Raw genomic sequence first — 22170 nt, forward strand, 5'->3', positions numbered from 1 at the left:
GAAGCCCAGGAGGGCAAGACCTGGGCACGACCGGCCCCTCAGCCCTCCGCGATCACCACCGCTGACGCCACCCCCGCGTCGTGACTGAGCGAGACGTGCCAGGAACGGACGCCCAGTTCGGCCGCGCGGGCCGCGACCGTGCCGCGCACGCGCAGGCGGGGGCGGCCGGAGTCCTCCACGTACACCTCCGCGTCCGTCCACAGCAGTCCGGCCGGCGCGCCCAGCGCCTTGGCCAGCGCCTCCTTCGCGGCGAACCTCGCCGCGAGGGACGCGTACCCCCGCCGCTCCCCGCTCGGCAGCAGCAACTCGTGCGCCACGAAGAGCCGTTCCGCCATGTGCGGCGTACGCCTCAGCGACGCGGCGAAGCGGTCGATCTCGGCGACGTCGATCCCCACCCCGATGATCATGCGGTGGCGCCTCCCGCCCCGTTCCCGCCCCTCACTCCACCGTCACCGACTTGGCGAGGTTCCGCGGCTGGTCCACCTCGTTGCCCCGGGCCGTCGCCAGCTCGCAGGCGAAGACCTGGAGCGGCACCGCGGCCACCATCGGCTGGAGCAGGGTGGGTGTCGCCGGGATCCACACGAGATGGTCCGCGTACGGCACGACCGACTCGTCGCCCTCCTCCGCGATCACGATGGTCCGCGCGCCCCGTGCCCGGATCTCCTGGATGTTGGAGACGATCTTGTCGTGCAGCACCGAACGCCCCCGCGGCGACGGCACCACGACCACCACCGGCAGGTCCTCCTCGATCAGCGCGATCGGCCCGTGCTTGAGCTCGCCCGCCGCGAACCCCTCCGCGTGCATGTACGCCAGCTCCTTGAGCTTGAGCGCACCCTCCAGCGCGACCGGGTAGCCCACGTGCCGCCCGAGGAACAGCACGGTGTTCTTGTCCGCGAGCGAGCGCGCCAGTTCGCGCACCGGCTCCATCGTCTCCAGGACCCGCTCGACCTCACCGGAGATCTGTGCCAGGTCGCGGATCACGGCCCGGATCTCGTCGCCCCACTTGGTGCCCCGCACCTGGCCCAGGTAGAGGGCGACCAGGTAACAGGCCACCAGCTGCGTCAGGAACGCCTTCGTGGAGGCGACCGCCACCTCGGGGCCCGCGTGCGTGTACAGCACGGCGTCCGACTCGCGCGGGATGGTCGAGCCGTTGGTGTTGCAGATGGCCAGCACCTTGGCGCCCTGCTCCCGCGCGTGCCGCAGCGCCATCAGGGTGTCCATGGTCTCGCCGGACTGCGAGATCGCGACGACCAGCGTCCGCTGGTCCAGGATCGGGTCCCGGTAACGGAATTCGCTCGCCAGCTCGACCTCGCAGGGGATACGGGTCCAGTGCTCGATGGCGTACTTCGCGATCAGACCCGCGTGGAAGGCGGTCCCGCACGCCACGATGACGACCTTGGTCGCCTCGCGCAGCACGGACACGGGGATGCGCACCTCGTCGAGACTCAGCGACCCCGAGGCGTCGATGCGGCCCAGCAGGGTGTCGGCGACCGCCTTGGGCTGCTCGGCGATCTCCTTGAGCATGAAGTAGTCGTAACCCCCCTTCTCGGCCGCGGAGGCGTCCCAGTCCACGTGGTAGGACCGCACGTCCGCGGGCGCCCCGTCGAAGCCGGTGACCGTCACACCGTCGCGGCGGAGCTCCACCACCTGGTCCTGTCCCAGCTCGATGGCGGACCGGGTGTGGGCGATGAACGCGGCCACGTCCGACGCGAGGAACGACTCGCCCTCCCCGATGCCCACCACCAGCGGGGAGTTCCGCCGGGCGCCGACCACCACGTCCGGATCGTCGGCGTGCACGGCGACCAGCGTGAAGGCGCCCTCCAGCTGACGGCACACCAGCCGCATGGCCTCCGCGAGGTCGCCGCACGACGAGAACGACTCCGCGAGCAGGTGCGCAACGACCTCGGTGTCGGTCTCCGACGCCAGGTCGTGCCCGCGCTCGGCCAACTCGGCCCGCAGCACGGCGAAGTTCTCGATGATCCCGTTGTGCACGACGGCGACGCGCCCCGCATTGTCCAGATGGGGATGGGCGTTGGCATCCGTCGGGCCGCCGTGCGTGGCCCACCGCGTGTGTCCGATCCCGGTGGAACCGCTCGGCAGCGGCCGATCCACCAGCTCCTTCTCCAGGTTGACGAGCTTGCCCGCCTTCTTCGCCGCGGCGAGCCCGCCGTCCGCGAGCACGGCGACCCCGGCCGAGTCGTAGCCGCGGTACTCCAGCCGCTTCAGTCCGGCGATGACCACATCAAGCGCCGACTGCCCGCCGACGTAACCCACGATTCCGCACATGTGCGCAGCCTACGGCGCGGGGCGCGGCTCGGCAGCGGGCCGGCCCCGCTCCGTGGGCCCCGCCGGCCGGGCCCACGCGTTCAGACCTTCGCCCGGTACGCCCGCATCGCCAGTGGGCAGAACACGGCCGCGATGCCCGCGGCCCACAGCAGCGACCACAGCACCGGCTCCGCCACCGGGCCGCCCAGCAGCAGCCCGCGGAACGCGTCCGACAGATGGGTGACCGGATTGACGTCGCTCCACGCCTGGAGCCAGCCCGGCATGGTGTCGACCACGACGAACGCACTGCTGGTGAACGTGATCGGGAAGATCAGCGTGAAGGCGAACGCCTGCACCTTCTCCACGTCGCCTGCCAGCATGCCGATCAGCACCGCGGTCCACGACACCGCCGCCGCGAAGACGACCAGCAGCAGCGCCCCGGCCAGGAATCCGCCGAAGCCGCCGGTGACGCGGAACCCGAGCAGCAGACCGAGCCCGATCATCAGCAGCATCGCCCACACGTGCTTGGCGAGGTCCGCGGTGATCCGCCCGATCAGCGGCGCGGACCGGGCTATGGGAAGGCTGCGCAGCCGGTCGAAGACCCCTTTGGTCAGGTCGGTGTTGAGTGCCATGGCCGTGTACATCGTCATGAACAGGGTGTTCTGCACGATGATGCCGGGCAGCGCGTACTTCAGGTACGCGTCCGGGGAGCCGGCCATCTGCCCGCCGAGGACGTACGTGAACAGGAACACGAACATGATCGGTGTGACGCTGTAGTCGACGAGCTCCAGCGGGTTGTGCTTGACGGCCACCAGGCTGCGCCATGCCATCGTGAGGGTCTGCCGGCCCCAGGCCAGCGGTTTCACCCGGCCGGACGCGGTCAGGGGGGCGGTGATCGTCGTGGCGGTCATGCCGGACTCACCGCCTTCTCCGTCGCGCTGTCGTCACTGCCGCCGTCCCCGTCCACGTCCGCGCCCGCGTGCCCGTCGGGCCCGGAGCCGTTCCCGGACGGCTCGGCCCGGTGTCCGGTGAGCGCGAGGAAGACCTCGTCCAGCGAGGAGCGCCGCAGGGTCAGCTCCGCCACCGCGATCCCCTCGCGGTCGAGCGTGCGCACCACCGTGGGCATCAGCTCGGGATCCTTGACCGGGGCGGTGACGGACCCGCCCTCGATCCGGGCCCCGTCCCCCGCCGCGTCGGACACCAGCCGGTGCGTCGCCGGCAGGTCCACGGAGCGGACCGGACGCAGCTCCAGCACCTGGCCGCCCACCTCGGACTTCAGCTGGTCGGGCGTGCCCTCGGCGATCACCCGGCCCTTGTCGATCACCACGATGTCGTCGGCGAGCACATCCGCCTCGTTCAGGTACTGCGTGGTCAGCAGGGCGGTGGCCCCGTCGGCGACCAGGGCGCGCAGCATGTCCCACAACTCGCCGCGGCTGTGCGGGTCCAGGCCGGTCGTCGGCTCGTCGAGGAAGAGGATGCTGGGCCGGCCGACCAGGCTCGCCGCGAGGTCCAGGCGCCGCCGCATGCCGCCGGAGAACGTCTTCGTGGCCCGGCCCGCCGCGTCGGTGAGCTGGAACCGCTCCAGCAGCTCGGCCGCGCGGGCCTTCGCCTCACGCCTCGGCAGACCCAGCAGGCGCCCTATGAGCAGCAGATTCTCCGTGCCGGTCAGATTCTCGTCGACGGCCGCGTACTGACCGGTCAGGCCGATCAGGGAGCGCACGAGGCCCGCCTCCCGGACGACGTCGTGACCGGCCACCGTCGCCCGGCCGCCGTCGGGGGACAGCAGGGTGGCGAAGATCCGCACCGCCGTCGTCTTTCCCGCCCCGTTCGGGCCGAGCAGGCCGAGCACCGAGCCGGTGCGGGCGGCCAGATCCACCCCCGCCAGTGCCTCGGTCTCCTTGAACCGCTTGACCAGGCCCTCCGCCTGGATCGCATAGGTCATGGGACTCCCCTGGTGACTTCGCGGTTTCGCGGACGTCGCGGGTCGGCGCCCACCTCATGGACAACTGTGACGCACGCCACTGACATTCCGGACGGGCGCGGAGCCCCGCCGCGTGACCCAGCCCACCCCCCACAGTGGCCCCGCAGCCCCGACAATGACCGTGTGATCTCTTCGCCGCCACGAAGCGCCCACCGCCGGGCAGAGCCTGCGTCGACCCCGTACGTCGACCTCACCCGAGCGGAGTGGAGCGCCCTGCGCGAGAAAACGCCGCTGCCGCTGACCGCCGAGGAGGTCGAGCGGCTGCGCGGCCTCGGGGACGTCATAGACCTGGACGAGGTCCGGGACGTCTACCTGCCGCTGTCCCGGCTGCTGAACCTCTACGTGCAGGCCACGGCCGGTCTGCGCGGCGCCCTCAACACCTTCCTCGGCGACGCCGGCAACGGGCACGGCGCCCAGCGCGGGACCCCCTTCGTCATAGGCGTCGCCGGGTCCGTCGCCGTCGGCAAGTCCACGGTGGCCCGTCTGCTCCAGGCCCTCCTCGCCCGCTGGCCCGAGCACCCCCGCGTCGAGCTCGTCACGACCGACGGGTTCCTGCTGCCGATGAAGGAGCTCCAGGCCCGGGGGCTGATGTCCCGCAAGGGTTTCCCCGAGTCGTACGACCGCAGGGCGCTGACCCGCTTCGTCGCCGACATCAAGGCGGGCAAGGACGAGGTCACCGCGCCCGTCTACTCCCACCTGATCTACGACATCGTCCCCGACGAGCGGCTGACCGTACGCCGCCCGGACATCCTCATCGTCGAGGGGCTCAACGTCCTCCAGCCCGCCCTGCCGGGCAAGGACGGCCGCACCAGGGTGGGTCTCGCCGACTACTTCGACTTCAGCGTGTACGTCGACGCCCGGGCCGAGGACATCGAGACCTGGTACCTCAACCGGTTCCGCAAGCTGCGCGAGACCGCCTTCCAGAACCCGTTCTCGTACTTCCGGAAGTACACGCAGGTCTCCGAGGAGGAGGCCCTCGACTACGCTCGCACGATGTGGCGCACCATCAACCGGCCCAATCTGCTGGAGAACGTGGCGCCCACCCGGGGCCGCGCCACACTGGTGCTGCGCAAAGGGCCCGACCACAAGGTGCAGCGCCTGTCCCTGCGCAAGCTCTAGGAGGAACGGCGTGTTGCACCTGCGGATCATCGCCCCGGCCGACCGGACCGCCGAGGTGGTCTCCGTGCTGGAGAAGACGGTCGGCACGGCCCATCTCGTGGTGCTCCCGGACACGGCCCGCGATCCCCGGGGCGACCTGATCCTGTGCGACGTGGCGCGGGAGGCCGGGGACGAGCTCATGGCGGAGCTGCGGGAGCGCGGCATCGACGAGTGCGGCTCCATCGCCGTCGACGACATCTCGCTGTCGCTGTCGGCCCGGGCGGAGAAGGCGGAGAGGGACGCGCCGGGCGAGGGCGCGGACGCGGTCCTGTGGGAGCAGCTGTCCGACGCCACGCACGAGGAATCGACGCTCAGCGTCACCTACCTCGCGTTCCTGACCCTCGCGATGATGATCGCGGCGTGCGGCGTGGTGCTCGACAACGCGATCCTGATCGTCGGCGCCATGGCGGTCGGCCCCGAGTTCGGACCGCTGGCCGGCTTCTGCACGGCCCTGGTGCGGCGCGCGCCGAGGCTCGCGTGGCGATCGTTCCTCGCGCTGACCGTCGGCTTCGGCGCCGCGATGCTGCTGACGGTGGGATTCAGCTTCGTCATGGACGCGCTGGACCTGTTCTCCGCCTCGAAGCTGGACGCCGAGCGCCCCAACACGGCCTTCATCTACGCCCCCGACGAGTTCTCGCTCGTCGTCGCCGTCCTCGCCGGCTCGGCGGGGATGCTCTCGCTGACCTCCGCCAAGTCGGGTGCGCTGGTCGGCGTCGCCATCTCGGTGACGACCGTCCCGGCGGCGGCGAACGCGGCCGTGGCGTTCAGCTACTCCGAGTACCAGCAGGCATGGGGCTCCACGGAGCAGCTGCTGCTGAACCTGCTCGGCATCGTGCTGGCCGGCACCCTGACGCTGCTGGTGCAGAAGGCACTGTGGCGCGCGAGCCGCAAGGGCGCCCGTACGCGGAGCGAGGGGGCCCGTACGTGATCCCCGTACGGGCCCCCTCGCCAAGCATGTCCGCCGGCTCCTAGCCGAGCGCCGACTTCACCACGTCGGCCAGCCGGCCCGCGACGGCCTGCGCCTGCTCGAGGTCGGCGGCCTCGACCATGACCCGCACCAGCGGCTCCGTGCCCGAGGGCCGCAGCAGGACGCGGCCCGTGGCGCCGAGCTCGCGCTCCGCCTCGCCGACCGCCTGCGCCAGCTCGGCCGAGGTCTGCACCCGGGACTTGTCGACGTCGCGCACGTTGATGAGCACCTGCGGCAGGCGCTGCATCACGCCGACGAGCTCGGCCAGGGAACGGCCGGTCGCGGCGACCCGGGCCGCCAGCATCAGACCGGTCAGTGTGCCGTCGCCGGTGGTGGCGTGGTCCAGGACGATCACATGCCCGGACTGCTCGCCGCCGAGCGCGTAGCCCTGCGCCTTCATGGCCTCCAGGACGTAGCGGTCGCCGACCGCGGTCTGCACCAGTTCGACGCCCTCGCGCTCCATCGCCAGCTTGAAGCCCAGGTTCGACATGACGGTGGCGACGACGGTGTTGCCGCGCAGCGTGCCCGCCTCGCGCATCGCGAGCGAGAGCACCGCGAGGATCTGGTCGCCGTCGACCTCGTTGCCCTCGGCGTCCACGGCGAGGCAGCGGTCCGCGTCGCCGTCGTGGGCGATGCCGAGGTCGGCGCCGTGCTCGACCACGGCCGCCTTGAGCAGGTCCAGGTGCGTCGAGCCGCAGCCGTCGTTGATGTTCAGGCCGTCCGGTTCCGCGCCGATGGTGACGATCTCGGCGCCGGCCCGGGCGAACGCCTCCGGGGACACACGGGCGGCCGCGCCGTGCGCCTCGTCGAGGACGATCTTCAGTCCGTCGAGGCGGTTGGGCAGCACCGCGATGAGGTGGGCGACGTACTTGTCGAAGCCCTCGTCGTAGTCCGTCACCCGGCCCACGCCCGCGCCGGTCGGGCGGTCCCACGGCTCACCGGTGCGGTGCTGCTCGTAGACCTGCTCGATCCGGTCCTCCAGCTCGTCGGCGAGCTTGTGGCCGCCGCGCGCGAAGAACTTGATGCCGTTGTCCGGCATGGCGTTGTGGCTGGCGGAGAGCATCACGCCGAGGTCGGCGCCGAGCGCACCGGTGAGGTACGCCACCGCGGGGGTGGGCAGCACGCCGACGCGCAGCACGTCGACGCCGGCGCTGGCGAGGCCGGCCACGACGGCCGCCTCCAGGAACTCTCCGGAGGCACGAGGGTCGCGTCCGACCACCGCGGTCGGGCGATGGCCCGCGAAGGTGCCCGCCTCGGCAAGCACGTGCGCCGCGGCGACCGACAGGCCGAGCGCGAGCTCTGCCGTCAGGTCCGCGTTGGCCACACCGCGTACACCGTCCGTTCCGAAGAGTCGTCCCACAGTTGTCCTCCGAAGAAGCTGAATACTCGAATTCGTCAATACGCCCGAGGTCGTCGGGCCGATGTCCGTCGGGTCGATAGACGAACGCCCCGGCAGCACGGAGTGCCGCCGGGGCGAACGTGAAGCCGTACAGAAGCCGTACCAGCGTGTACAGGCCAGCGTGCGTTTTAGCGCTTGCTGTACTGCGGAGCCTTGCGGGCCTTCTTGAGACCGGCCTTCTTGCGCTCGACCGCACGGTCGTCGCGGGAGAGGAAGCCGGCCTTCTTCAGCGGACCGCGGTTGTTGTCCACGTCCGCCTCGTTCAGCGCGCGGGCCACGCCGAGGCGCAGGGCACCGGCCTGACCGGAGACGCCGCCACCCGAGATGCGGGCGATGACGTCGTAGCGGTTGTCGAGCTCGAGCACCTTGAAGGGCTCGTTGACTTCCTGCTGGTGCACCTTGTTGGGGAAGTAGTCCTCAAGGGTGCGGCCGTTGATCTTCCACTTGCCGGTGCCCGGAACGATCCGGACGCGGGCGATGGCGTTCTTGCGGCGGCCCAGGCCGGCGGCCGGCTGCGGGTCGCCGAAGCGGGAAGCCAGGGACTCGGAGGTGTACTCACCCTCGACCGGAACCTCGGTCTCGGTGGTGTACTGCTCGACGTCAACCTCTTCGAGCGGGGTCTCGGCGGTGGTCTCAGCCACGATTCTCCTCAGATTCTTTTCGTCTTAGGGGGTGGCCGGACTTACTGCGCGACCTGGGTGATCTCGAACGGGACCGGCTGCTGGGCAGCGTGCGGGTGGTTCTCGCCCGCGTAGACCTTCAGCTTCGAGAGCATCTGACGGCCCAGGCTGTTCTTGGGGAGCATGCCCTTGACGGCCTTCTCGATGGCCTTCTCGGGGCTCTTCTCGAGCAGCTCGTCGTAGCGGACGGAACGCAGACCACCCGGGTAGCCGGAGTGGCGGTACGCCATCTTCTGGGTCCGCTTGTTGCCGGACAGGTGCACCTTCTCCGCGTTGATGATGATGACGAAGTCACCAGCGTCGACGTGGGGGGCGTAGATCGGCTTGTGCTTGCCCCGGAGAAGGGTAGCGGCGGTGGTCGCCAGACGGCCCAGGACGATGTCCTGCGCGTCGATGATGTGCCACTGGCGCGTCACATCGCCGGGCTTGGGGCTGTACGTACGCACGGTCGTAGCCTTCGCTTCTTCAGTGATGGAGGTCCTGACAAGGCCACCCGGACGATCACGACAGCCGTGGCGGCATGCGGGGACGCAACCCGAATGCCTGCCGCTGGTCATCGGCCCGGTGGACCGGCGTAAGGGCCTCTCACGTGAGATAGAGCAAGCCAATACGCATAACGAACCAGAAGAATACCGCTGCCCCCCGCGCATGGTCAAAACGCCCCCGCCCCCCGGGCCGGGACGGCCGGGCGGCGCTACCGGGCCCGCTCCACCCGGCGCTCGTCCCAGACCGGCTCCGGCGTCTCCCGCACCACCCCGTCCGAGCCGAACACCAGATACCGGTCGAACGAACGGGCGAACCACCTGTCGTGCGTCACCGCCAGCACCGTGCCCTCGTACGCCTCCAGGCCCCGCTGCAGCGCCTCCGCCGACTCCAGGTCCAGGTTGTCCGTGGGCTCGTCCAGGAGCAGCGCCGTCGTGCCCGACAGCTCCAGCAGCAGGATCTGGAAGCGCGCCTGCTGGCCGCCGGACAGTTTCTCGAAGGGCTGGTCCCCTTGGCGCTCCAGCTCGTAGCGCCGCAGCGCCGACATCGCGCCGCCCCGGTCCTTCGCGTGCTCCGTCCACAGGATGTCGACGAGCGTGCGGCCCAGCAGCTCGGGGTGTGAGTGGGTCTGGGCGAAGTGGCCGGGCACCACCCGCGCCCCCAGCTTCCACTCCCCCGTGTGCGCGACCAGGTCACCGGCCAGCAGCCGCAGGAAGTGCGACTTGCCCGAGCCGTTCGAGCCGAGCACCGCCACCCGTTCCCCGTAGAAGACCTCCAGCGAGAACGGCTTCATCAGGCCGGTCAACTCCAGACCGGTGCAGGTCAGCGCCCGCACGCCCGTCCGGCCGCCCCGCAGCCGCATCCGGATGTCCTGCTCGCGCGGCGGCTCCGGCGGCGGTCCCGCCTCCTCGAACTTCCGCAGCCGCGTCTGAGCCGCCGCGTACCGCGACGCCAGCTCATGGCTGACCGACGCCGCCTGCCGCAGGCTGAGCACGAGCTTCCTCAGCTGCGCGTGCTTCTCCTCCCAGCGGCGCTTCAGCTCCTCGAACCTCGCGAACCTCTCCTTGCGCGCCGCGTGGAACGTGCCGAAGCCCGCGCCGTGCACCCACACGTCCGACCCCGCCGGCCCCGGCTCCACGGCCACGATCCGCTCGGCCGCCCGCGACAGCAGCTCGCGGTCGTGGGAGACGAACAGGACCGTCTTGCGGGTCTCCTTCAGCCGGTCCTCCAGCCATCGCTTGCCCGGCACGTCCAGATAGTTGTCCGGCTCGTCCAGCAGCAGCACCTCGTCCGGACCGCGCAGCAGCGCCTCCAGCACCAGCCTCTTCTGCTCGCCCCCGGACAGCGTCCGCACCTGGCGCCACTGCGCCTTCTCGTACGGGACGCCGAGCGCCGCCGTGGTGCACATGTCCCAGACGGTCTCGGCCTCGTAGCCGCGCGCCTCCGCCCAGTCGCTCAGCGCCTGCGCGTAAGCCATCTGCGCGGCCTCGTCGTCGACCGTCAGGATCAGGTGCTCGGCCGCGTCCACCGCGGCCGCCGCCTGACGGATCCGCGGCTGCGCCACCGACACCAGCAGGTCCCGGACCGTGCGCTCGTCTCTCACGGAACCGACGAACTGCTGCATCACCCCGAGGCCGCCGCTGACCCTCACCGAGCCGCCGTGCGGCTGCAGTTCGCCCGCGATGATCCGCAGCAGCGTGGTCTTGCCCGCGCCGTTGGCCCCCACCAGCGCGGCCACGGTGCCTTCCCCGACACGGAAGGACGCGTCACCGAGCAGCACCCGCCCGTCCGGTAGGTAGTACTCCAGATGCGCGGCCTCTACGTGTCCCATGGGTCGATTCTCACCGCCCGTACCGCCCTTGCCCAACAGGTTTAGGATGCGCGGCATGAGCTTTGGGCAGGGGGGACCTCAGTGGGGTTCCGGCGGACAGAACCAGGATCCGTACAACCAGGACCCGTACAACCAGGGCCGGTACGGGCAGGATCCGTACGGCCAGGACCCGTACGGCAGCGTCCGCGGCCAGTACGGCGCGGACTCGGGCACCCCTGACTGGGCCGCGCTCGCCGACGCCTCCGCCGCCCGCGCCCGCCGCAAGCGCTGGCTGATGGTCGGCGGCGGCGCGCTCGCCACCGCGCTCATCGCCGGGATCGTCGCGACCGCGATCGTCTCGTCGAACAACGACGGCGGCAACAGCGCGTCCGACAAGAGCAGCACCCTGCCCACCGCGCCCACACTGCCGCAGGACACCACCCAGCCGCAGCCGTCCTTCTCCTCGGTGGTGCCCCTGCCACCGCCGAACCCGAAGGACTTCGTCTCCGACCGCAAGAAGGACACGGCGCCGCTCAGCGCCGAAACCCTCTTCCCCGGCAAGAAGCTGACGATGGGTGACGGCGACCGCGTCTACACCAAGGGCGCCACGTCCCGCACCGGCAACTGCGCCTCCGTCACCAGCGGCGCCCTCGGCCCGGTCCTGGAGACGCACGGCTGCGAACAGGTCTTCCGCGCCACCTACCTCAAGGACGGCATCGCGGTCACCGTCGGTGTCGCGACCTTCCCGAACGAGGCGAAGGCCAAGACGGTCGTCCAGCAGGCCAAGGGCGGCATCGCTCCGCTGCCCGGCGCAGGCGTCCCCACGTTCTGCAAGGGCGGCCCGGTCTGCCGGAACACGTACAACTCCTACGGCCGCTACGCCTACTTCACCATCACCGGCTACACGAAGGCCAAGTCCGTGACGACCGGTGACGCCAAGGCGTACCGCTCCGGGGACGACATCGGCGAGTTCGCGTTCCGCCAGATCGTGCGCCGCGGCGAGGCCCAGGCATCGGCCGCCGCGACGGCACCGGCGCAGTGACCAAGGGGTGGGCCGCCGCCCACCCCCTGCCCCGTCAGGCGTTCCCGCCGCCGCATCACCGTCACCGAGGCGCCCTTTGCCGATCCGTGATCTGCCCCACGGCAACTTCCGGACGCCTCCGGCGATCCAACACCCGGAGCCGCTTCGGCTCCTGGACGGAGACGGGACGGGTGGGGAACATGACGTTCGGTACAGCCGCAGGTACGCGCCGCGTGCTGGGTGTGGTGGCGGCCGGGACACTGCTGGCCCTCGGGACGGCCGTCCAGGCCGGGGCCGACACGCTCCCCGGTGAGAACGACCTCCTCGTCGGCAACTTCACGATCAACAAGGAGAGCACGGTCGGGGACGAGCAGCCGCTGCACATCGCGTTCAAGAACCGCACCGACAAGCCGGTCGAGAACGCGATGCTGATCCTCAGGACCGCCCCCGGTCTGCGGTTCCCGGAGACGTTCTCGAACTGCGAGTACGCCGAGAAGCGCAGCGGCTATTCCACCCGGTTCGCGATCTGCTCCTTCAAGGGTGTCTTCGAGCCCGGCAAGGCGTACCAGACCGACCAGCTCCTCCATCTGACCACCACACCCGAGGCCTACACGGACTTCTGGATCATCGAGGCCCAGCCCGACACCCCCGCGCTTCGCGAGAAGGCGCGCGGGGACAGGACGTACCGGCCCGGCAGCGGTCCCGAACTGACGCTGACCGAGACCCGGACCTTCACGGAGTCCCCGACCGAGGACGCCGTCAACACCCATGGCAACACGGCGGACTTCAGCGTCACCGGTGACACGGCGGCCGGTGTGCCGGGCGGCACGGTCACGGTGGAGGCGACCTGGCGGAACAACGGGCCGGCGACCATCTCCGAGCCCTGGGACTCCAGCACCGTGGGCACCGTCGAGATCACGGTCCCCAAGGGCGTGACCATGGTGGACTCGCCGTGCCGGGAGATCACCGAGGCGGATCCCGAAGCCGGCGGCGAGAAGGGCGAGGTCTGGTACAGCTGCGGCCCCAGGGGCTGGCAGCTGCTCGCGGGCGACAGCGGCACCGTCAAGGCCACCCTGAAGATCGACGACGGCGTCGGGCCCGGCACGCTCAAGGGCGAGGTCAAGTGGACGACGCGGTCCATTCACCACCACATGTCGCTCTCCGCCTTCGACAACACCCCGGCGAACAATTCCGCACTGCTGGTCTTCGACGTGACCGGTGACGGCACCGGCAGCCCCTCCCCGAGCGCCAGCCCGAGCGCCAGCCCGACCACCTCTCCGTCGCCGAGCGGCACAGCGACCGCCCCGGCCGCCACGCCGAGCACCACGAGCACCCCGCAGCCAACGGCCACCGGCACTCCCGTGGCCGGCGGAAAGCTGGCCTCCACCGGCTCGTCCGCCCTGGCGGTCGGCTCGCTCGCCGCTCTGGCCGTGACGCTGGGCGGCGGCCTCTGGCTCTGGGCCCGCAGGCATCCCACCGCCTGAGCCCGCCTCTCGACACAGAAGGGGGCGGACGCCCAACCGGGTGCCCGCCCCCTTCATGAGGCCGAATCAGCAGCAGCCCGCCGCGCCCGGCAACGACCGCCTGTTGCGGGCCTCCTTGTTGCGGGCGGCCAGCAACTCGTCGGCGGGGTAGCCCACTTCCTCCAGCGTCAGACCGTGCGGCCGCACGACGTGCACCGCAGAGTCCCGCACGCCCGCCGCGAGCACCTTGGCCGGCCACTCCACCGGCCGGTGCCCGTCGCCCACGAACAGCAGCGCGCCGACCAGCGAGCGCACCATGTTGTGGCAGAAGGCGTCGGCCTTGACCGTGGCCTCCAGGATCCCGGACGGCAGCCGCTCCCAGCGCAGCTCCTGCAGGGTGCGGATCGTCGTCGCGCCGTCGCGCTTCTTGCAGTACGCCGCGAAGTCGTGCTCCCCGACCAGCCGCTCGGCCGCCGCGTTCATCGCGCCGACGTCCAGCGGCCAGTCGTGCCACAGCACATGGCCGCGCAGCAGCGGATCGACACCGCCGGGATCGTCGGTCACGCGGTACGCGTAACGGCGCCAGATCGCGGAGAACCGCGCGTTGAAGCCCGCCGGGGCCTCGGCCACGCTCCACACGCGCACGTCCTTCGACAGCCGGCCCGCCAGCCGCTTCAGGAGCTTGTCCCGGTGTTCGGCCCACAGCTCCTCGGGCAGGTCCACGTGCGCCACCTGCCCCCGCGCGTGCACCCCGGCGTCCGTGCGCCCGGCGACCGTCAGCTCGTACGTCACGGAGGACCGCGTCACCGTACGCAGCGCGTCCTCGATCTCGCCCTGCACGGTCCGCTGCCCGCGTGCCTGCTTGGCCCAGCCGGAGAAGTCCCTCCCGTCGTACGACAGATCCAGCCGCACCCGCACGAAGCCGGGCTCCACCTCGTCGCTCACGCGATCCCTTCCTTCATGAGGGCGGGCCCGCATCCCCAAGGGATACGGGCCCGCCCGAAGACCTGCGCCACGGATACGCGGCTCAGGCCTCCTTGGTCTCCTCGGCCGGAGCCTCGGCTGCCTCGGTCTCCTCGACCTTGGCCTCCTCGGCCTTCGCCTCGGACTCCTTGACCGCACGCTTGGTGGCGGCCTCGGCCTCGGCGACGGTGGCCTTCTTCGCGATCTCACCCTCGACCAGCTCGATCACGGCCATCGGGGCGTTGTCGCCACGACGGTTGCCGATCTTCGTGATGCGGGTGTAGCCGCCGGGACGCTCGGCGTAACGCGGAGCGATCTCGGTGAACAGGGTGTGCACGACGCCCTTGTCCGTGATGGTCTGCAGCACCAGGCGACGGTTGTGGATGTCGCCCTTCTTCGCCTTGGTGATCAGGCGCTCGGCGACCGGACGCAGGCGGCGGGCCTTCGCCTCGGTCGTGGTGATGCGGCCGTGCTCGAACAGCGACTTCGCCAGGTTCGCGAGAAGCAGCTTCTCGTGCGCGGCGCTGCCGCCGAAACGGGCTCCCTTGGTGGGACGCGGCATGGGGTTTCTCCTTGTGATCTGCACCGGCCGTGTCAGGTACCGGTGTCAGTTCCCTCCTGGCGGTCGCCGGAGGGTGTGCGAGGGGCGAGCCCCTCGCGGGCCCCGGACGAACCGGGGAAGTCCAGTCCCGGGCCGGAGCCCGGGTGCCGGGGGCAGTGCGCCCACGGCCGAGTCCGCCCGGTGCGGGCGGCGGACCTCACGACCCGCCACCCGCACCGGGAGGCACTCAGTACTGCTCGGTCTCGACGAACCCGGCGTCCGTGTCGTCGTCGGCGCCGAAGGCGTCGGCGGCGGCGGTCGGGTCGAATCCGGGCGGGCTGTCCTTGAGGGCCAGGCCCATGCCGGCCAGCTTCGCCTTGACCTCGTCGATCGACTTCGCACCGAAGTTGCGGATGTCGAGGAGGTCGGCCTCGGAGCGCGCCACGAGCTCACCCACGGAGTGGATGCCCTCACGCTTGAGGCAGTTGTACGAACGGACGGTGAGCTCGAGCTCCTCGATCGGCAGCGCGAGGTCGGCGGCCAGGGCGGCGTCCGTGGGGGACGGGCCCATGTCGATGCCCTCGGCGTCGATGTTGAGCTCACGGGCCAGGCCGAACAGCTCGACCAGGGTCTTGCCGGCGGACGCCATGGCGTCGCGCGGGCGCATGGCCTGCTTGGTCTCGACGTCGACGATCAGCTTGTCGAAGTCGGTGCGCTGCTCGACTCGGGTCGCCTCGACCTTGTAAGTGACCTTGAGCACCGGCGAGTAGATGGAGTCGACCGGGATGCGGCCGATCTCCTGGCCCACCTGCTTGTTCTGCACGGCGGAGACGTAGCCGCGACCGCGCTCGACGGTCAGCTCCATCTCCAGCTTGCCCTTGCCGTTCAGCGTGGCGAGCACCAGGTCGGGGTTGTGCACCTCGACACCGGCCGGCGGGGCGATGTCAGCAGCGGTGACCAGGCCGGGACCCTGCTTGCGCAGGTACATCACGACCGGCTCGTCGTGCTCCGAGGAGACGACCAGCTGCTTGATGTTGAGGATGAGGTCGGTGACGTCCTCCTTGACGCCCGGCACGGTGGTGAACTCGTGCAGGACACCGTCGATGCGGATGGACGTGACCGCCGCACCCGGGATCGAGGAGAGGAGCGTACGGCGCAGGGAGTTGCCGAGCGTGTAGCCGAAGCCCGGCTCCAGCGGCTCGATGACGAACCGCGAGCGGTATTCGTCGACAACCTCTTCGGTCAGCGAGGGGCGCTGAGCGATCAGCATGGTGTGTTTCCTTCAGTCGTGGACGCCCGCTATTTGACGTCCTCTGATACAGGGTACGGGCGGTACGCCCCCAAAGGGTCGTACCGCCCGGAAACCCTGGTCACGCAGGCAGCGGCCGTGCGTCAGACGCGGCGGCGCTTCGGCGGACGGCAGCCGTTGTGGGGCGTGGGGGTGACGTCCTGGATCGAGCCGACCTCGAGGCCGGTGGCCTGGAGGGAGCGGATCGCGGTCTCACGGCCGGAGCCGGGACCCTTGACGAAGACGTCGACCTTGCGCATGCCGTGCTCCTGCGCGCGGCGGGCGGCCGACTCGGCGGCCATCTGCGCGGCGAAGGGGGTGGACTTGCGCGAGCCCTTGAAGCCGACGTGGCCGGCGGAGGCCCAGGAGATCACGTTGCCGGTCGGGTCCGTGATGGACACGATCGTGTTGTTGAACGTGCTCTTGATGTGGGCGTGGCCGTGAGCGACGTTCTTCTTTTCCTTGCGGCGCACCTTCTTGGCAGCGCCCTGACGACCCTTGGGGGGCATCTATAACTCCTACGGGAGGTGGTCGGTCCTACAGCGAAGACCGTGGACAGTCGTCCGCTGCGGACTACTTCTTGCCCGGCTTCTTCTTACCGGCGATGGCGCGACGCGGGCCCTTGCGGGTGCGCGCGTTCGTGCTGGTGCGCTGGCCGTGGACCGGCAGGCCGCGACGGTGGCGCAGACCCTGGTAGCAGCCGATCTCGACCTTGCGGCGGATGTTCGCCTGGATGTCGCGGCGGAGGTCACCTTCGGTCTGGAAGTTGACGTCCACGTACTCGCGAATCTTGACGAGGTCCTCTTCGGCCAGGTCACGAACGCGGATGTTGGGGTCGACACCGGTGGCGGCGAGGGTCTCCTTGGACCGGGTGCGCCCGATGCCGAAGACGTAGGTGAGGGCGACCTCAATACGCTTGTCGCGCGGGAGGTCAACGCCTTCAAGGCGTGCCATTCATGGCTCCTGTTGTAGTCGGAGGTCTTCCGCAAAGCCGTTCCGTGGTCGCCGACCCTTGGAGAAGGGTGGTACGCCCAGGTCTCCGGCCTCCACCGGAGGTGTCGCCAGCCGTGGCCAGGCGGACTCTGCGTATGTACATGTTTTTACGTGCGTCGCGCGAAGAACTGCGAGTGCAGGTGGTCGTGCGTCAGCCCTGGCGCTGCTTGTGGCGCAGGTTGTCGCAGATGACCATGACCCGGCCGTGACGGCGGATCACCTTGCACTTGTCGCAGATCTTCTTGACGCTCGGCTTGACCTTCATGGGATGTGAGGTTCTCCGGGTCAGTGCCGACACCCCGCGGAAGGGGGTGCGACAAGATCTACTTGTAGCGGTAGACGATCCGCCCACGCGTCAGGTCATACGGAGAGAGCTCCACGACGACCCGGTCGTCCGGGAGGATACGGATGTAGTGCATCCGCATCTTGCCGGAGATGTGCGCGAGGACCTTGTGACCGTTCTGGAGCTCCACCTTGAACATGGCGTTCGGGAGGGACTCGATCACGGTGCCCTCGATTTCGATGGCACCTTGCTTCTTGGCCACGCTTCGCCCTTCGAATCGGCTACCTTGATCGACTCTCCTCCCCGGGTGCGGACACACGGGTACACGAGAGCCGACGCATCAGTCTACGTCAGGCCCTTCCAAAAGACGAATCCGGCAAGTGTGCCCACCGCAGAAGATCGATACGCTCCTGGCGCGCAGGAGGCCTCGGGCCCTCGGGGCCGAGGGGAAGAGCCCGGCCGTCAGGCCAGGGGGTCCGGCGCCGCGGTGACGCCCAGCTCGGCCAGCTTCGCCTTGCCGCCGTCGGGGGCCGTCAGCACCAGGGGGCCCTCCTCCGTGAGCGCCACGGAGTGCTCCCAGTGCGAGGACCAGGTGCCGTCGGTCGTCACGACCGTCCAGTCGTCCTCGAGCACATCGGTCAGCGGCGTGCCGAGCGAGACCATCGGCTCGATCGCGAGGCAGAAGCCCGGCACCAGCTTGGGGCCGCGGCCGCGCTTGCGGGAGACGTAGTTCAGCAGGTGCGGGTCCATGTGCATCTCGGTGCCGATGCCGTGGCCGCCGTAGTCCTCGATGATCCCGTACTTGCCGGTCGCGGGACGCGGCTGGCGGCGGATGTACGTCTCGATGGCGCGGGAGATGTCGACGAGGCGGTTGCCGTTCTTCATCGCGGCGATGCCGGCCCACATCGACTCCTCGGTGACCCGGGACAGCTCGATGAGCTCCGGGGCGTGACCGCTGCCCACGAAGGCCGTGTACGCGGCGTCGCCGTGCCAGCCGTCGACGATCGCGCCGCAGTCGATGGAGATGATGTCGCCGTCCTTCAGGACGGTCTTCTCGTCGGGGATGCCGTGGACGACGACCTCGTTCACCGAGGTGCAGATCGTCGCGGGGAAGCCGCCGTACCCGAGGAAGTTCGACTTGGCGCCGTGGTCGGCGATGACCTTGCGGGCGACCTCGTCCAGGTCACGGGTCGTGGCGCCGGGCACCGCGGCCTCGCGGGTCGCCGCGTGGATGGCGGCGACGACCAGTCCCGCCTCGCGCATCTTCGCGATCTGCTCGGGGGTCTTGATCTGCACCATTACGGCGGGCGCCTTTCTCGGCGGGAATCGGGGGCTTATCAACAATACGGCCGCGGCGTCCGTCGGACACCGCGGCCGTACTCGAGACTGTCCGGATCAGGCCTGTGCGGCCTTGTCCTCCTGCAGGGCCTCCATCGCCCGGGCGGTCACGTCGGCGACCTTGCCCAGCGCGGAGATGGTGACCACCAGGCCCTGGGCCTTGTAGTAGTCGATGATCGGCTCGGTCTGCGTGTGGTAGACCTCGAGCCGCTTGCGCACCGTCTCCTCGGAGTCGTCGTCGCGCTGGTACAGCTCGCCGCCGCACTCGTCGCAGACACCCTCGGCCTTCGGCGGGGTGTACGTGACGTGGAAGACGTGCGCGCTGTCGTTGCGGCACACGCGACGGCCGGCGATCCGCTTGACGACCTCGTCCTCGGGGACCTCCAGGTCGAGGACCGCGTCCAGCGTGACGCCCTCGCCCTGCAGCATCCCGTCCAGCGCCTCGGCCTGGCCCACGTTGCGCGGGAAGCCGTCCAGCAGGAACCCGTTCACGGCGTCGGGCTGGGACATGCGGTCCTTGGCCATCCCGATGGTCACCTCGTCGGGGACCAGGTTGCCGGCGTCCATGTACGACTTGGCCTGCTTGCCCAGTTCCGTGCCCTGGGAGATGTTGGCACGGAAGAGGTCGCCCGTGGAGATGTGCGGGATCGACAGGTTCTTGGCAAGGTACGCGGCCTGCGTTCCCTTCCCGGCACCGGGCGGTCCGACAAGGACGATTCGCATCAGCGGAGGAACCCTTCGTAATTGCGCTGCTGGAGCTGGCTCTCGATCTGCTTCACGGTCTCCAGACCCACACCCACGATGATGAGGATGCTCGTCCCGCCGAACGGGAAGTTCTGGTTCGCGCCTCCGAAGCCTGCCAACGCCATCGTCGGAACAAGAGCAATCAGACCCAGGTACAGCGAGCCCGGCCAAGTGATCCTGTTGAGCACGTAGCTCAGGTACTCGGCAGTAGGACGACCAGCCCGGATACCCGGGATGAAGCCACCATACTTCTTCATGTTGTCCGCGACTTCCTCGGGGTTGAACGAGATCGCCACATAGAAGAAGGCGAAGAACACGATCAGGAGGAAGTACGTAGCGATGTAGTAGGGGTGGTCACCCTTCACGAAGTGGGCTTCGATCCAGGTTTTCCAGCCCGCGTTGGAGTTCGAGAACTGCGCGACGAGCGCCGGGATGTACAGCAGCGACGACGCGAAGATGACAGGAATCACACCTGCCTGGTTCACCTTGAGCGGGATGTATGTGGACGTACCGCCGTACGACCTGCGGCCGATCATGCGCTTCGCGTACTGCACCGGGATGCGGCGCTGGGCCTGCTCGACGAAGACGACGAGGCCGACCATCACGAAGCCGATCAGGATGACCGTGCCGAACTCGATCCACCCGCCCGCGAGCTTGCCGCTCTCCTTGATGGCCCACAGGGCGCCCGGGAAGCCGGCGGCGATCGAGATGAACATCAGGATGGACATGCCGTTGCCGATGCCGCGGTCGGTGATGAGCTCACCGAGCCACATGACGGCGGCGGTGCCGGCGGTCATCGTGACCACCATCACGACGGTGGTGAAGATCGACTGGTCGGGAACGATCTGGTCGGCCACCGTGCAGCCGCTGAACAGCGCGCCGCTGCGGGCGGTTGCCACCAGGCCGGTGCCCTGGAGGACGGCGAGCGCGACGGTCAGGTAGCGCGTGTACTGCGTGATCTTCGCCGTGCCGGACTGGCCCTCCTTCTTGAGGGCCTCGAGCCGTGGGATCACCACGGTCAGCAGCTGAAGGATGATGCTCGCCGTGATGTACGGCATGATGCCCAGCGCAAAAATGGTGATCTGCAGCAGCGCCCCGCCGCTGAACATGTTCACCAGCCCGAAGAGGCTGTTGTTGCCCTTCTGGGCCGCATCCACACAGATCTGAACGTTCTGATAGTCCACGCCCGGGACCGGAATGTGCGACCCGAGGCGGTACAGCACGATGATGGCCAGCGTGAACAGGAGCTTCTTGCGCAGGTCGGGCGTCTTGAACGCCCGGGCGAACGCGGTGAGCACGGTGCCTCCTGCGACCCCCGCGCTTCTGCGTCAGAGGTGACGGTCTTGAGGATCGACGAATACGTATCCGCACGGTTTGCCGGGTAGGCACACCGGGCTGAAGTTAACAGTGCACGCCACCTTACCGGCGACCATGCCCCCCTAGGAACGACCAACCGGGGATGCCCCATTTGGAAGGCATCCCCGGCTGGATGTTCAGGCCATCGAGTCGTCTCAGACGAGCTCGGTGACGGTGCCGCCGGCGGCGGCGATCTTCTCCTTGGCGGAGCCGGAGACGGCGTCGACCGTCACCTGCAGCGCCACGGAGATCTCGCCCTGGCCCAGGACCTTGACGAGGCTGTTCTTGCGCACGGCACCCTTGTCGACCAGGTCGGCGACGGTGACCTCGCCACCCTGCGGGTACAGGGCGGCCAGCTTGTCCAGGTTCACGACCTGGTACTCGGTGCGGAACGGGTTCTTGAAGCCCTTGAGCTTCGGCAGCCGCATGTGGAGGGGCATCTGCCCACCCTCGAAGCGCTGCGGAACCTGGTAACGGGCCTTGGTGCCCTTGGTACCACGACCGGCCGTCTTACCCTTCGACGCCTCACCACGACCGACACGGGTCTTGGCGGTCTTGGCGCCGGGGGCGGGACGGAGGTTGTGGACCTTCAGCGGGTTCTGCTCCGCCATGTCAGTCGACCTCCTCGACCGTCACGAGGTGGCGGACGGTGTGCACCATGCCGCGGAACTCGGGACGGTCCTCCTTGACGACCACGTCGTTGACCCGCTTGAGGCCAAGCGAACGCAGCGTGTCGCGGTGGTTCTGCTTGCTGCCGATGTACGACTTCGTCTGCGTGATCTTGAGGCGAGCCATTACGCACCCGCTCCCGCACGCGCACGCAGCAGAGCCGCGGGGGCGACGTCCTCGAGCGGCAGACCGCGGCGGGCCGCGATCTCCTCGGGACGCTGCAGGCCCTTCAGGGCCGCCACGGTCGCGTGCACGATGTTGATCGCGTTGTCCGAGCCGAGCGACTTCGACAGGATGTCGTGCACGCCCGCGCACTCGAGCACGGCACGCACCGGGCCACCGGCGATAACACCGGTACCGGGGGAAGCCGGCTTCAGCAGAACGACGCCGGCAGCCTTCTCGCCCTGGATCGGGTGCGGGATGGTGCCCTGGATGCGGGGGACCTTGAAGAAGTGCTTCTTGGCCTCCTCCACACCCTTGGCGATGGCGGCCGGCACCTCCTTGGCCTTGCCGTATCCGACGCCGACGGTGCCGTCACCATCGCCCACCACGACCAGCGCGGTGAAGCTGAAGCGACGACCACCCTTCACAACCTTGGCGACGCGGTTGATCGCGACAACGCGCTCAACGTACGCGGTCTTCTCGGCGGCAGCTGCGCCGCCGTCACGGCCCTTCCGGTCCCGCCGCTCGCCGCCACCGGCACCGCTTCCGCGGCGCTGGGGTCCAGCCATTGGAATTACCTCTCTCTTTATCCGCTAGCTACGGCAG

The 22170-nt window shown here is 69.6% G+C and carries 25 protein-coding genes; 4 read left to right on the top strand and 21 right to left on the bottom strand.

The features are described 5' to 3' along the window. Nucleotides 1-38: 38 nt before the first annotated feature. From AB0K02_RS07065 to AB0K02_RS07080, 4 genes are all read right to left on the bottom strand, one after another. The gene (locus AB0K02_RS07065; protein ID WP_307713962.1) at nucleotides 39-407 is read right to left on the bottom strand and encodes a holo-ACP synthase; all 369 of its coding nucleotides are present in this window, start codon (nucleotides 405-407) and stop codon (nucleotides 39-41) included. 31 nt (nucleotides 408-438) lie between these two features. Then, the gene (gene glmS / locus AB0K02_RS07070) at nucleotides 439-2286 is read right to left on the bottom strand and encodes a glutamine--fructose-6-phosphate transaminase (isomerizing) (protein ID WP_365991330.1); all 1848 of its coding nucleotides are present in this window, start codon (nucleotides 2284-2286) and stop codon (nucleotides 439-441) included. Nucleotides 2287-2366: 80 nt separating this feature from the next. Then, complete coding sequence (locus AB0K02_RS07075; RefSeq protein ID WP_365991331.1) at nucleotides 2367-3176, bottom strand: ABC transporter permease; 810 nt, start codon at nucleotides 3174-3176, stop codon at nucleotides 2367-2369. Beyond that, entirely contained in the window at nucleotides 3173-4207 is a 1035-nt protein-coding gene (locus tag AB0K02_RS07080) for an ATP-binding cassette domain-containing protein (protein WP_365991332.1), read from the bottom strand. Before AB0K02_RS07080 ends, AB0K02_RS07075 begins: the two co-directional genes overlap by 4 nt. 162 nt (nucleotides 4208-4369) lie before the next feature. Here AB0K02_RS07080 and coaA point away from each other — a divergent pair, with 162 nt between their 5' ends. Next, nucleotides 4370-5365 carry a type I pantothenate kinase gene (coaA, locus tag AB0K02_RS07085; protein WP_365991333.1) on the top strand — a complete coding sequence of 332 codons (996 nt, stop codon included), beginning with the start codon at nucleotides 4370-4372 and terminating at the stop codon, nucleotides 5363-5365. A gap of 10 nt (nucleotides 5366-5375) precedes the next feature. Next, nucleotides 5376-6332, top strand: a complete 957-nt coding sequence (locus tag AB0K02_RS07090; RefSeq protein ID WP_365991334.1) for a DUF389 domain-containing protein — start codon at nucleotides 5376-5378, stop codon at nucleotides 6330-6332. Between the two features lie 40 nt (nucleotides 6333-6372). On the opposite strand, the gene glmM is transcribed toward AB0K02_RS07090, so the two are convergent. The 4 genes from glmM to AB0K02_RS07110 all read right to left on the bottom strand — a co-directional run bounded on the left by glmM (nucleotide 6373) and on the right by AB0K02_RS07110 (nucleotide 10764). Beyond that, complete coding sequence (glmM, locus tag AB0K02_RS07095) at nucleotides 6373-7731, bottom strand: phosphoglucosamine mutase (protein ID WP_365991335.1); 1359 nt, start codon at nucleotides 7729-7731, stop codon at nucleotides 6373-6375. 167 nt (nucleotides 7732-7898) lie between these two features. Next, nucleotides 7899-8411, bottom strand: a complete 513-nt coding sequence (rpsI, locus tag AB0K02_RS07100) for a 30S ribosomal protein S9 (RefSeq protein ID WP_365991336.1) — start codon at nucleotides 8409-8411, stop codon at nucleotides 7899-7901. 41 nt (nucleotides 8412-8452) lie between these two features. Beyond that, entirely contained in the window at nucleotides 8453-8896 is a 444-nt protein-coding gene (rplM, locus tag AB0K02_RS07105; protein ID WP_365991337.1) for a 50S ribosomal protein L13, read from the bottom strand. A 248-nt stretch (nucleotides 8897-9144) separates the two neighbouring features. Beyond that, nucleotides 9145-10764, bottom strand: a complete 1620-nt coding sequence (locus AB0K02_RS07110; protein WP_365991338.1) for an ATP-binding cassette domain-containing protein — start codon at nucleotides 10762-10764, stop codon at nucleotides 9145-9147. A 55-nt stretch (nucleotides 10765-10819) separates the two neighbouring features. Here AB0K02_RS07110 and AB0K02_RS07115 point away from each other — a divergent pair, with 55 nt between their 5' ends. Continuing rightward, on the top strand, nucleotides 10820-11785 hold the full coding sequence (locus AB0K02_RS07115) for a hypothetical protein (protein WP_365991339.1): 966 nt from the start codon (nucleotides 10820-10822) through the stop codon (nucleotides 11783-11785). A gap of 179 nt (nucleotides 11786-11964) precedes the next feature. Next, nucleotides 11965-13248 carry a hypothetical protein gene (locus AB0K02_RS07120; protein WP_365991340.1) on the top strand — a complete coding sequence of 428 codons (1284 nt, stop codon included), beginning with the start codon at nucleotides 11965-11967 and terminating at the stop codon, nucleotides 13246-13248. Nucleotides 13249-13314: 66 nt separating this feature from the next. Here the strand turns inward: AB0K02_RS07120 and truA are convergent, their stop codons facing one another. From truA to rpsE, 13 genes are all read right to left on the bottom strand, one after another. Next, nucleotides 13315-14172, bottom strand: coding sequence for a tRNA pseudouridine(38-40) synthase TruA (truA, locus tag AB0K02_RS07125; protein WP_365991341.1), 858 nt, complete (start codon nucleotides 14170-14172; stop codon nucleotides 13315-13317). 82 nt (nucleotides 14173-14254) lie between these two features. After that, complete coding sequence (rplQ, locus tag AB0K02_RS07130; protein ID WP_365991342.1) at nucleotides 14255-14752, bottom strand: 50S ribosomal protein L17; 498 nt, start codon at nucleotides 14750-14752, stop codon at nucleotides 14255-14257. 226 nt (nucleotides 14753-14978) lie between these two features. After that, nucleotides 14979-16001 carry a DNA-directed RNA polymerase subunit alpha gene (locus AB0K02_RS07135; RefSeq protein WP_365991343.1) on the bottom strand — a complete coding sequence of 341 codons (1023 nt, stop codon included), beginning with the start codon at nucleotides 15999-16001 and terminating at the stop codon, nucleotides 14979-14981. A gap of 122 nt (nucleotides 16002-16123) precedes the next feature. Further along, entirely contained in the window at nucleotides 16124-16528 is a 405-nt protein-coding gene (rpsK, locus tag AB0K02_RS07140; protein ID WP_003948617.1) for a 30S ribosomal protein S11, read from the bottom strand. 64 nt (nucleotides 16529-16592) lie between these two features. After that, complete coding sequence (rpsM, locus tag AB0K02_RS07145; RefSeq protein ID WP_177148628.1) at nucleotides 16593-16973, bottom strand: 30S ribosomal protein S13; 381 nt, start codon at nucleotides 16971-16973, stop codon at nucleotides 16593-16595. 190 nt (nucleotides 16974-17163) lie between these two features. Next, complete coding sequence (gene rpmJ / locus AB0K02_RS07150; RefSeq protein ID WP_003956441.1) at nucleotides 17164-17277, bottom strand: 50S ribosomal protein L36; 114 nt, start codon at nucleotides 17275-17277, stop codon at nucleotides 17164-17166. A gap of 58 nt (nucleotides 17278-17335) precedes the next feature. Next, nucleotides 17336-17557 (bottom strand): translation initiation factor IF-1, encoded by a 222-nt coding sequence (infA, locus tag AB0K02_RS07155; RefSeq protein ID WP_003956442.1) that lies wholly within the window; start codon nucleotides 17555-17557, stop codon nucleotides 17336-17338. Nucleotides 17558-17757: 200 nt separating this feature from the next. Then, nucleotides 17758-18594 (bottom strand): type I methionyl aminopeptidase, encoded by an 837-nt coding sequence (gene map, locus AB0K02_RS07160; protein ID WP_365991344.1) that lies wholly within the window; start codon nucleotides 18592-18594, stop codon nucleotides 17758-17760. Nucleotides 18595-18690: 96 nt separating this feature from the next. Continuing rightward, nucleotides 18691-19356 (bottom strand): adenylate kinase, encoded by a 666-nt coding sequence (locus AB0K02_RS07165; protein WP_365991345.1) that lies wholly within the window; start codon nucleotides 19354-19356, stop codon nucleotides 18691-18693. Next, on the bottom strand, nucleotides 19356-20675 hold the full coding sequence (gene secY / locus AB0K02_RS07170) for a preprotein translocase subunit SecY (protein WP_177148625.1): 1320 nt from the start codon (nucleotides 20673-20675) through the stop codon (nucleotides 19356-19358). The genes AB0K02_RS07165 and secY overlap by 1 nt, the downstream gene beginning before the upstream one ends. Nucleotides 20676-20888: 213 nt before the next feature. Beyond that, nucleotides 20889-21344, bottom strand: coding sequence for a 50S ribosomal protein L15 (rplO, locus tag AB0K02_RS07175; RefSeq protein WP_177148624.1), 456 nt, complete (start codon nucleotides 21342-21344; stop codon nucleotides 20889-20891). Between the two features lies 1 nt (nucleotide 21345). Then, nucleotides 21346-21528 carry a 50S ribosomal protein L30 gene (gene rpmD, locus AB0K02_RS07180; RefSeq protein WP_071273185.1) on the bottom strand — a complete coding sequence of 61 codons (183 nt, stop codon included), beginning with the start codon at nucleotides 21526-21528 and terminating at the stop codon, nucleotides 21346-21348. Then, on the bottom strand, nucleotides 21528-22133 hold the full coding sequence (rpsE, locus tag AB0K02_RS07185) for a 30S ribosomal protein S5 (RefSeq protein WP_005313527.1): 606 nt from the start codon (nucleotides 22131-22133) through the stop codon (nucleotides 21528-21530). Before rpsE ends, rpmD begins: the two co-directional genes overlap by 1 nt. Nucleotides 22134-22170: the final 37 nt, after the last annotated feature.

This window comes from Streptomyces sp. NPDC049597 (genome assembly GCF_040675505.1).
Taxonomy (GTDB): Bacteria; Actinomycetota; Actinomycetes; order Streptomycetales; family Streptomycetaceae; genus Streptomyces.

Coding starts and splice junctions, on each gene's coding strand:
- AB0K02_RS07065 (WP_307713962.1), bottom strand. CDS start 407: ATGATCATCGGGGTGGGGATCGACGTCGCCGAGATCGACCGCTTCGCC.
- glmS (WP_365991330.1), bottom strand. CDS start 2,286: ATGTGCGGAATCGTGGGTTACGTCGGCGGGCAGTCGGCGCTTGATGTG.
- AB0K02_RS07075 (WP_365991331.1), bottom strand. CDS start 3,176: ATGACCGCCACGACGATCACCGCCCCCCTGACCGCGTCCGGCCGGGTG.
- AB0K02_RS07080 (WP_365991332.1), bottom strand. CDS start 4,207: ATGACCTATGCGATCCAGGCGGAGGGCCTGGTCAAGCGGTTCAAGGAG.
- AB0K02_RS07110 (WP_365991338.1), bottom strand. CDS start 10,764: ATGGGACACGTAGAGGCCGCGCATCTGGAGTACTACCTACCGGACGGG.
- AB0K02_RS07115 (WP_365991339.1), top strand. CDS start 10,820: ATGAGCTTTGGGCAGGGGGGACCTCAGTGGGGTTCCGGCGGACAGAAC.
- AB0K02_RS07120 (WP_365991340.1), top strand. CDS start 11,965: ATGACGTTCGGTACAGCCGCAGGTACGCGCCGCGTGCTGGGTGTGGTG.
- rplQ (WP_365991342.1), bottom strand. CDS start 14,752: ATGCCGCGTCCCACCAAGGGAGCCCGTTTCGGCGGCAGCGCCGCGCAC.
- AB0K02_RS07135 (WP_365991343.1), bottom strand. CDS start 16,001: ATGCTGATCGCTCAGCGCCCCTCGCTGACCGAAGAGGTTGTCGACGAA.
- rpsK (WP_003948617.1), bottom strand. CDS start 16,528: ATGCCCCCCAAGGGTCGTCAGGGCGCTGCCAAGAAGGTGCGCCGCAAG.
- rpsM (WP_177148628.1), bottom strand. CDS start 16,973: ATGGCACGCCTTGAAGGCGTTGACCTCCCGCGCGACAAGCGTATTGAG.
- rpmJ (WP_003956441.1), bottom strand. CDS start 17,277: ATGAAGGTCAAGCCGAGCGTCAAGAAGATCTGCGACAAGTGCAAGGTG.
- map (WP_365991344.1), bottom strand. CDS start 18,594: ATGGTGCAGATCAAGACCCCCGAGCAGATCGCGAAGATGCGCGAGGCG.
- AB0K02_RS07165 (WP_365991345.1), bottom strand. CDS start 19,356: ATGCGAATCGTCCTTGTCGGACCGCCCGGTGCCGGGAAGGGAACGCAG.
- rplO (WP_177148624.1), bottom strand. CDS start 21,344: ATGGCGGAGCAGAACCCGCTGAAGGTCCACAACCTCCGTCCCGCCCCC.
- rpmD (WP_071273185.1), bottom strand. CDS start 21,528: ATGGCTCGCCTCAAGATCACGCAGACGAAGTCGTACATCGGCAGCAAG.
- rpsE (WP_005313527.1), bottom strand. CDS start 22,133: ATGGCTGGACCCCAGCGCCGCGGAAGCGGTGCCGGTGGCGGCGAGCGG.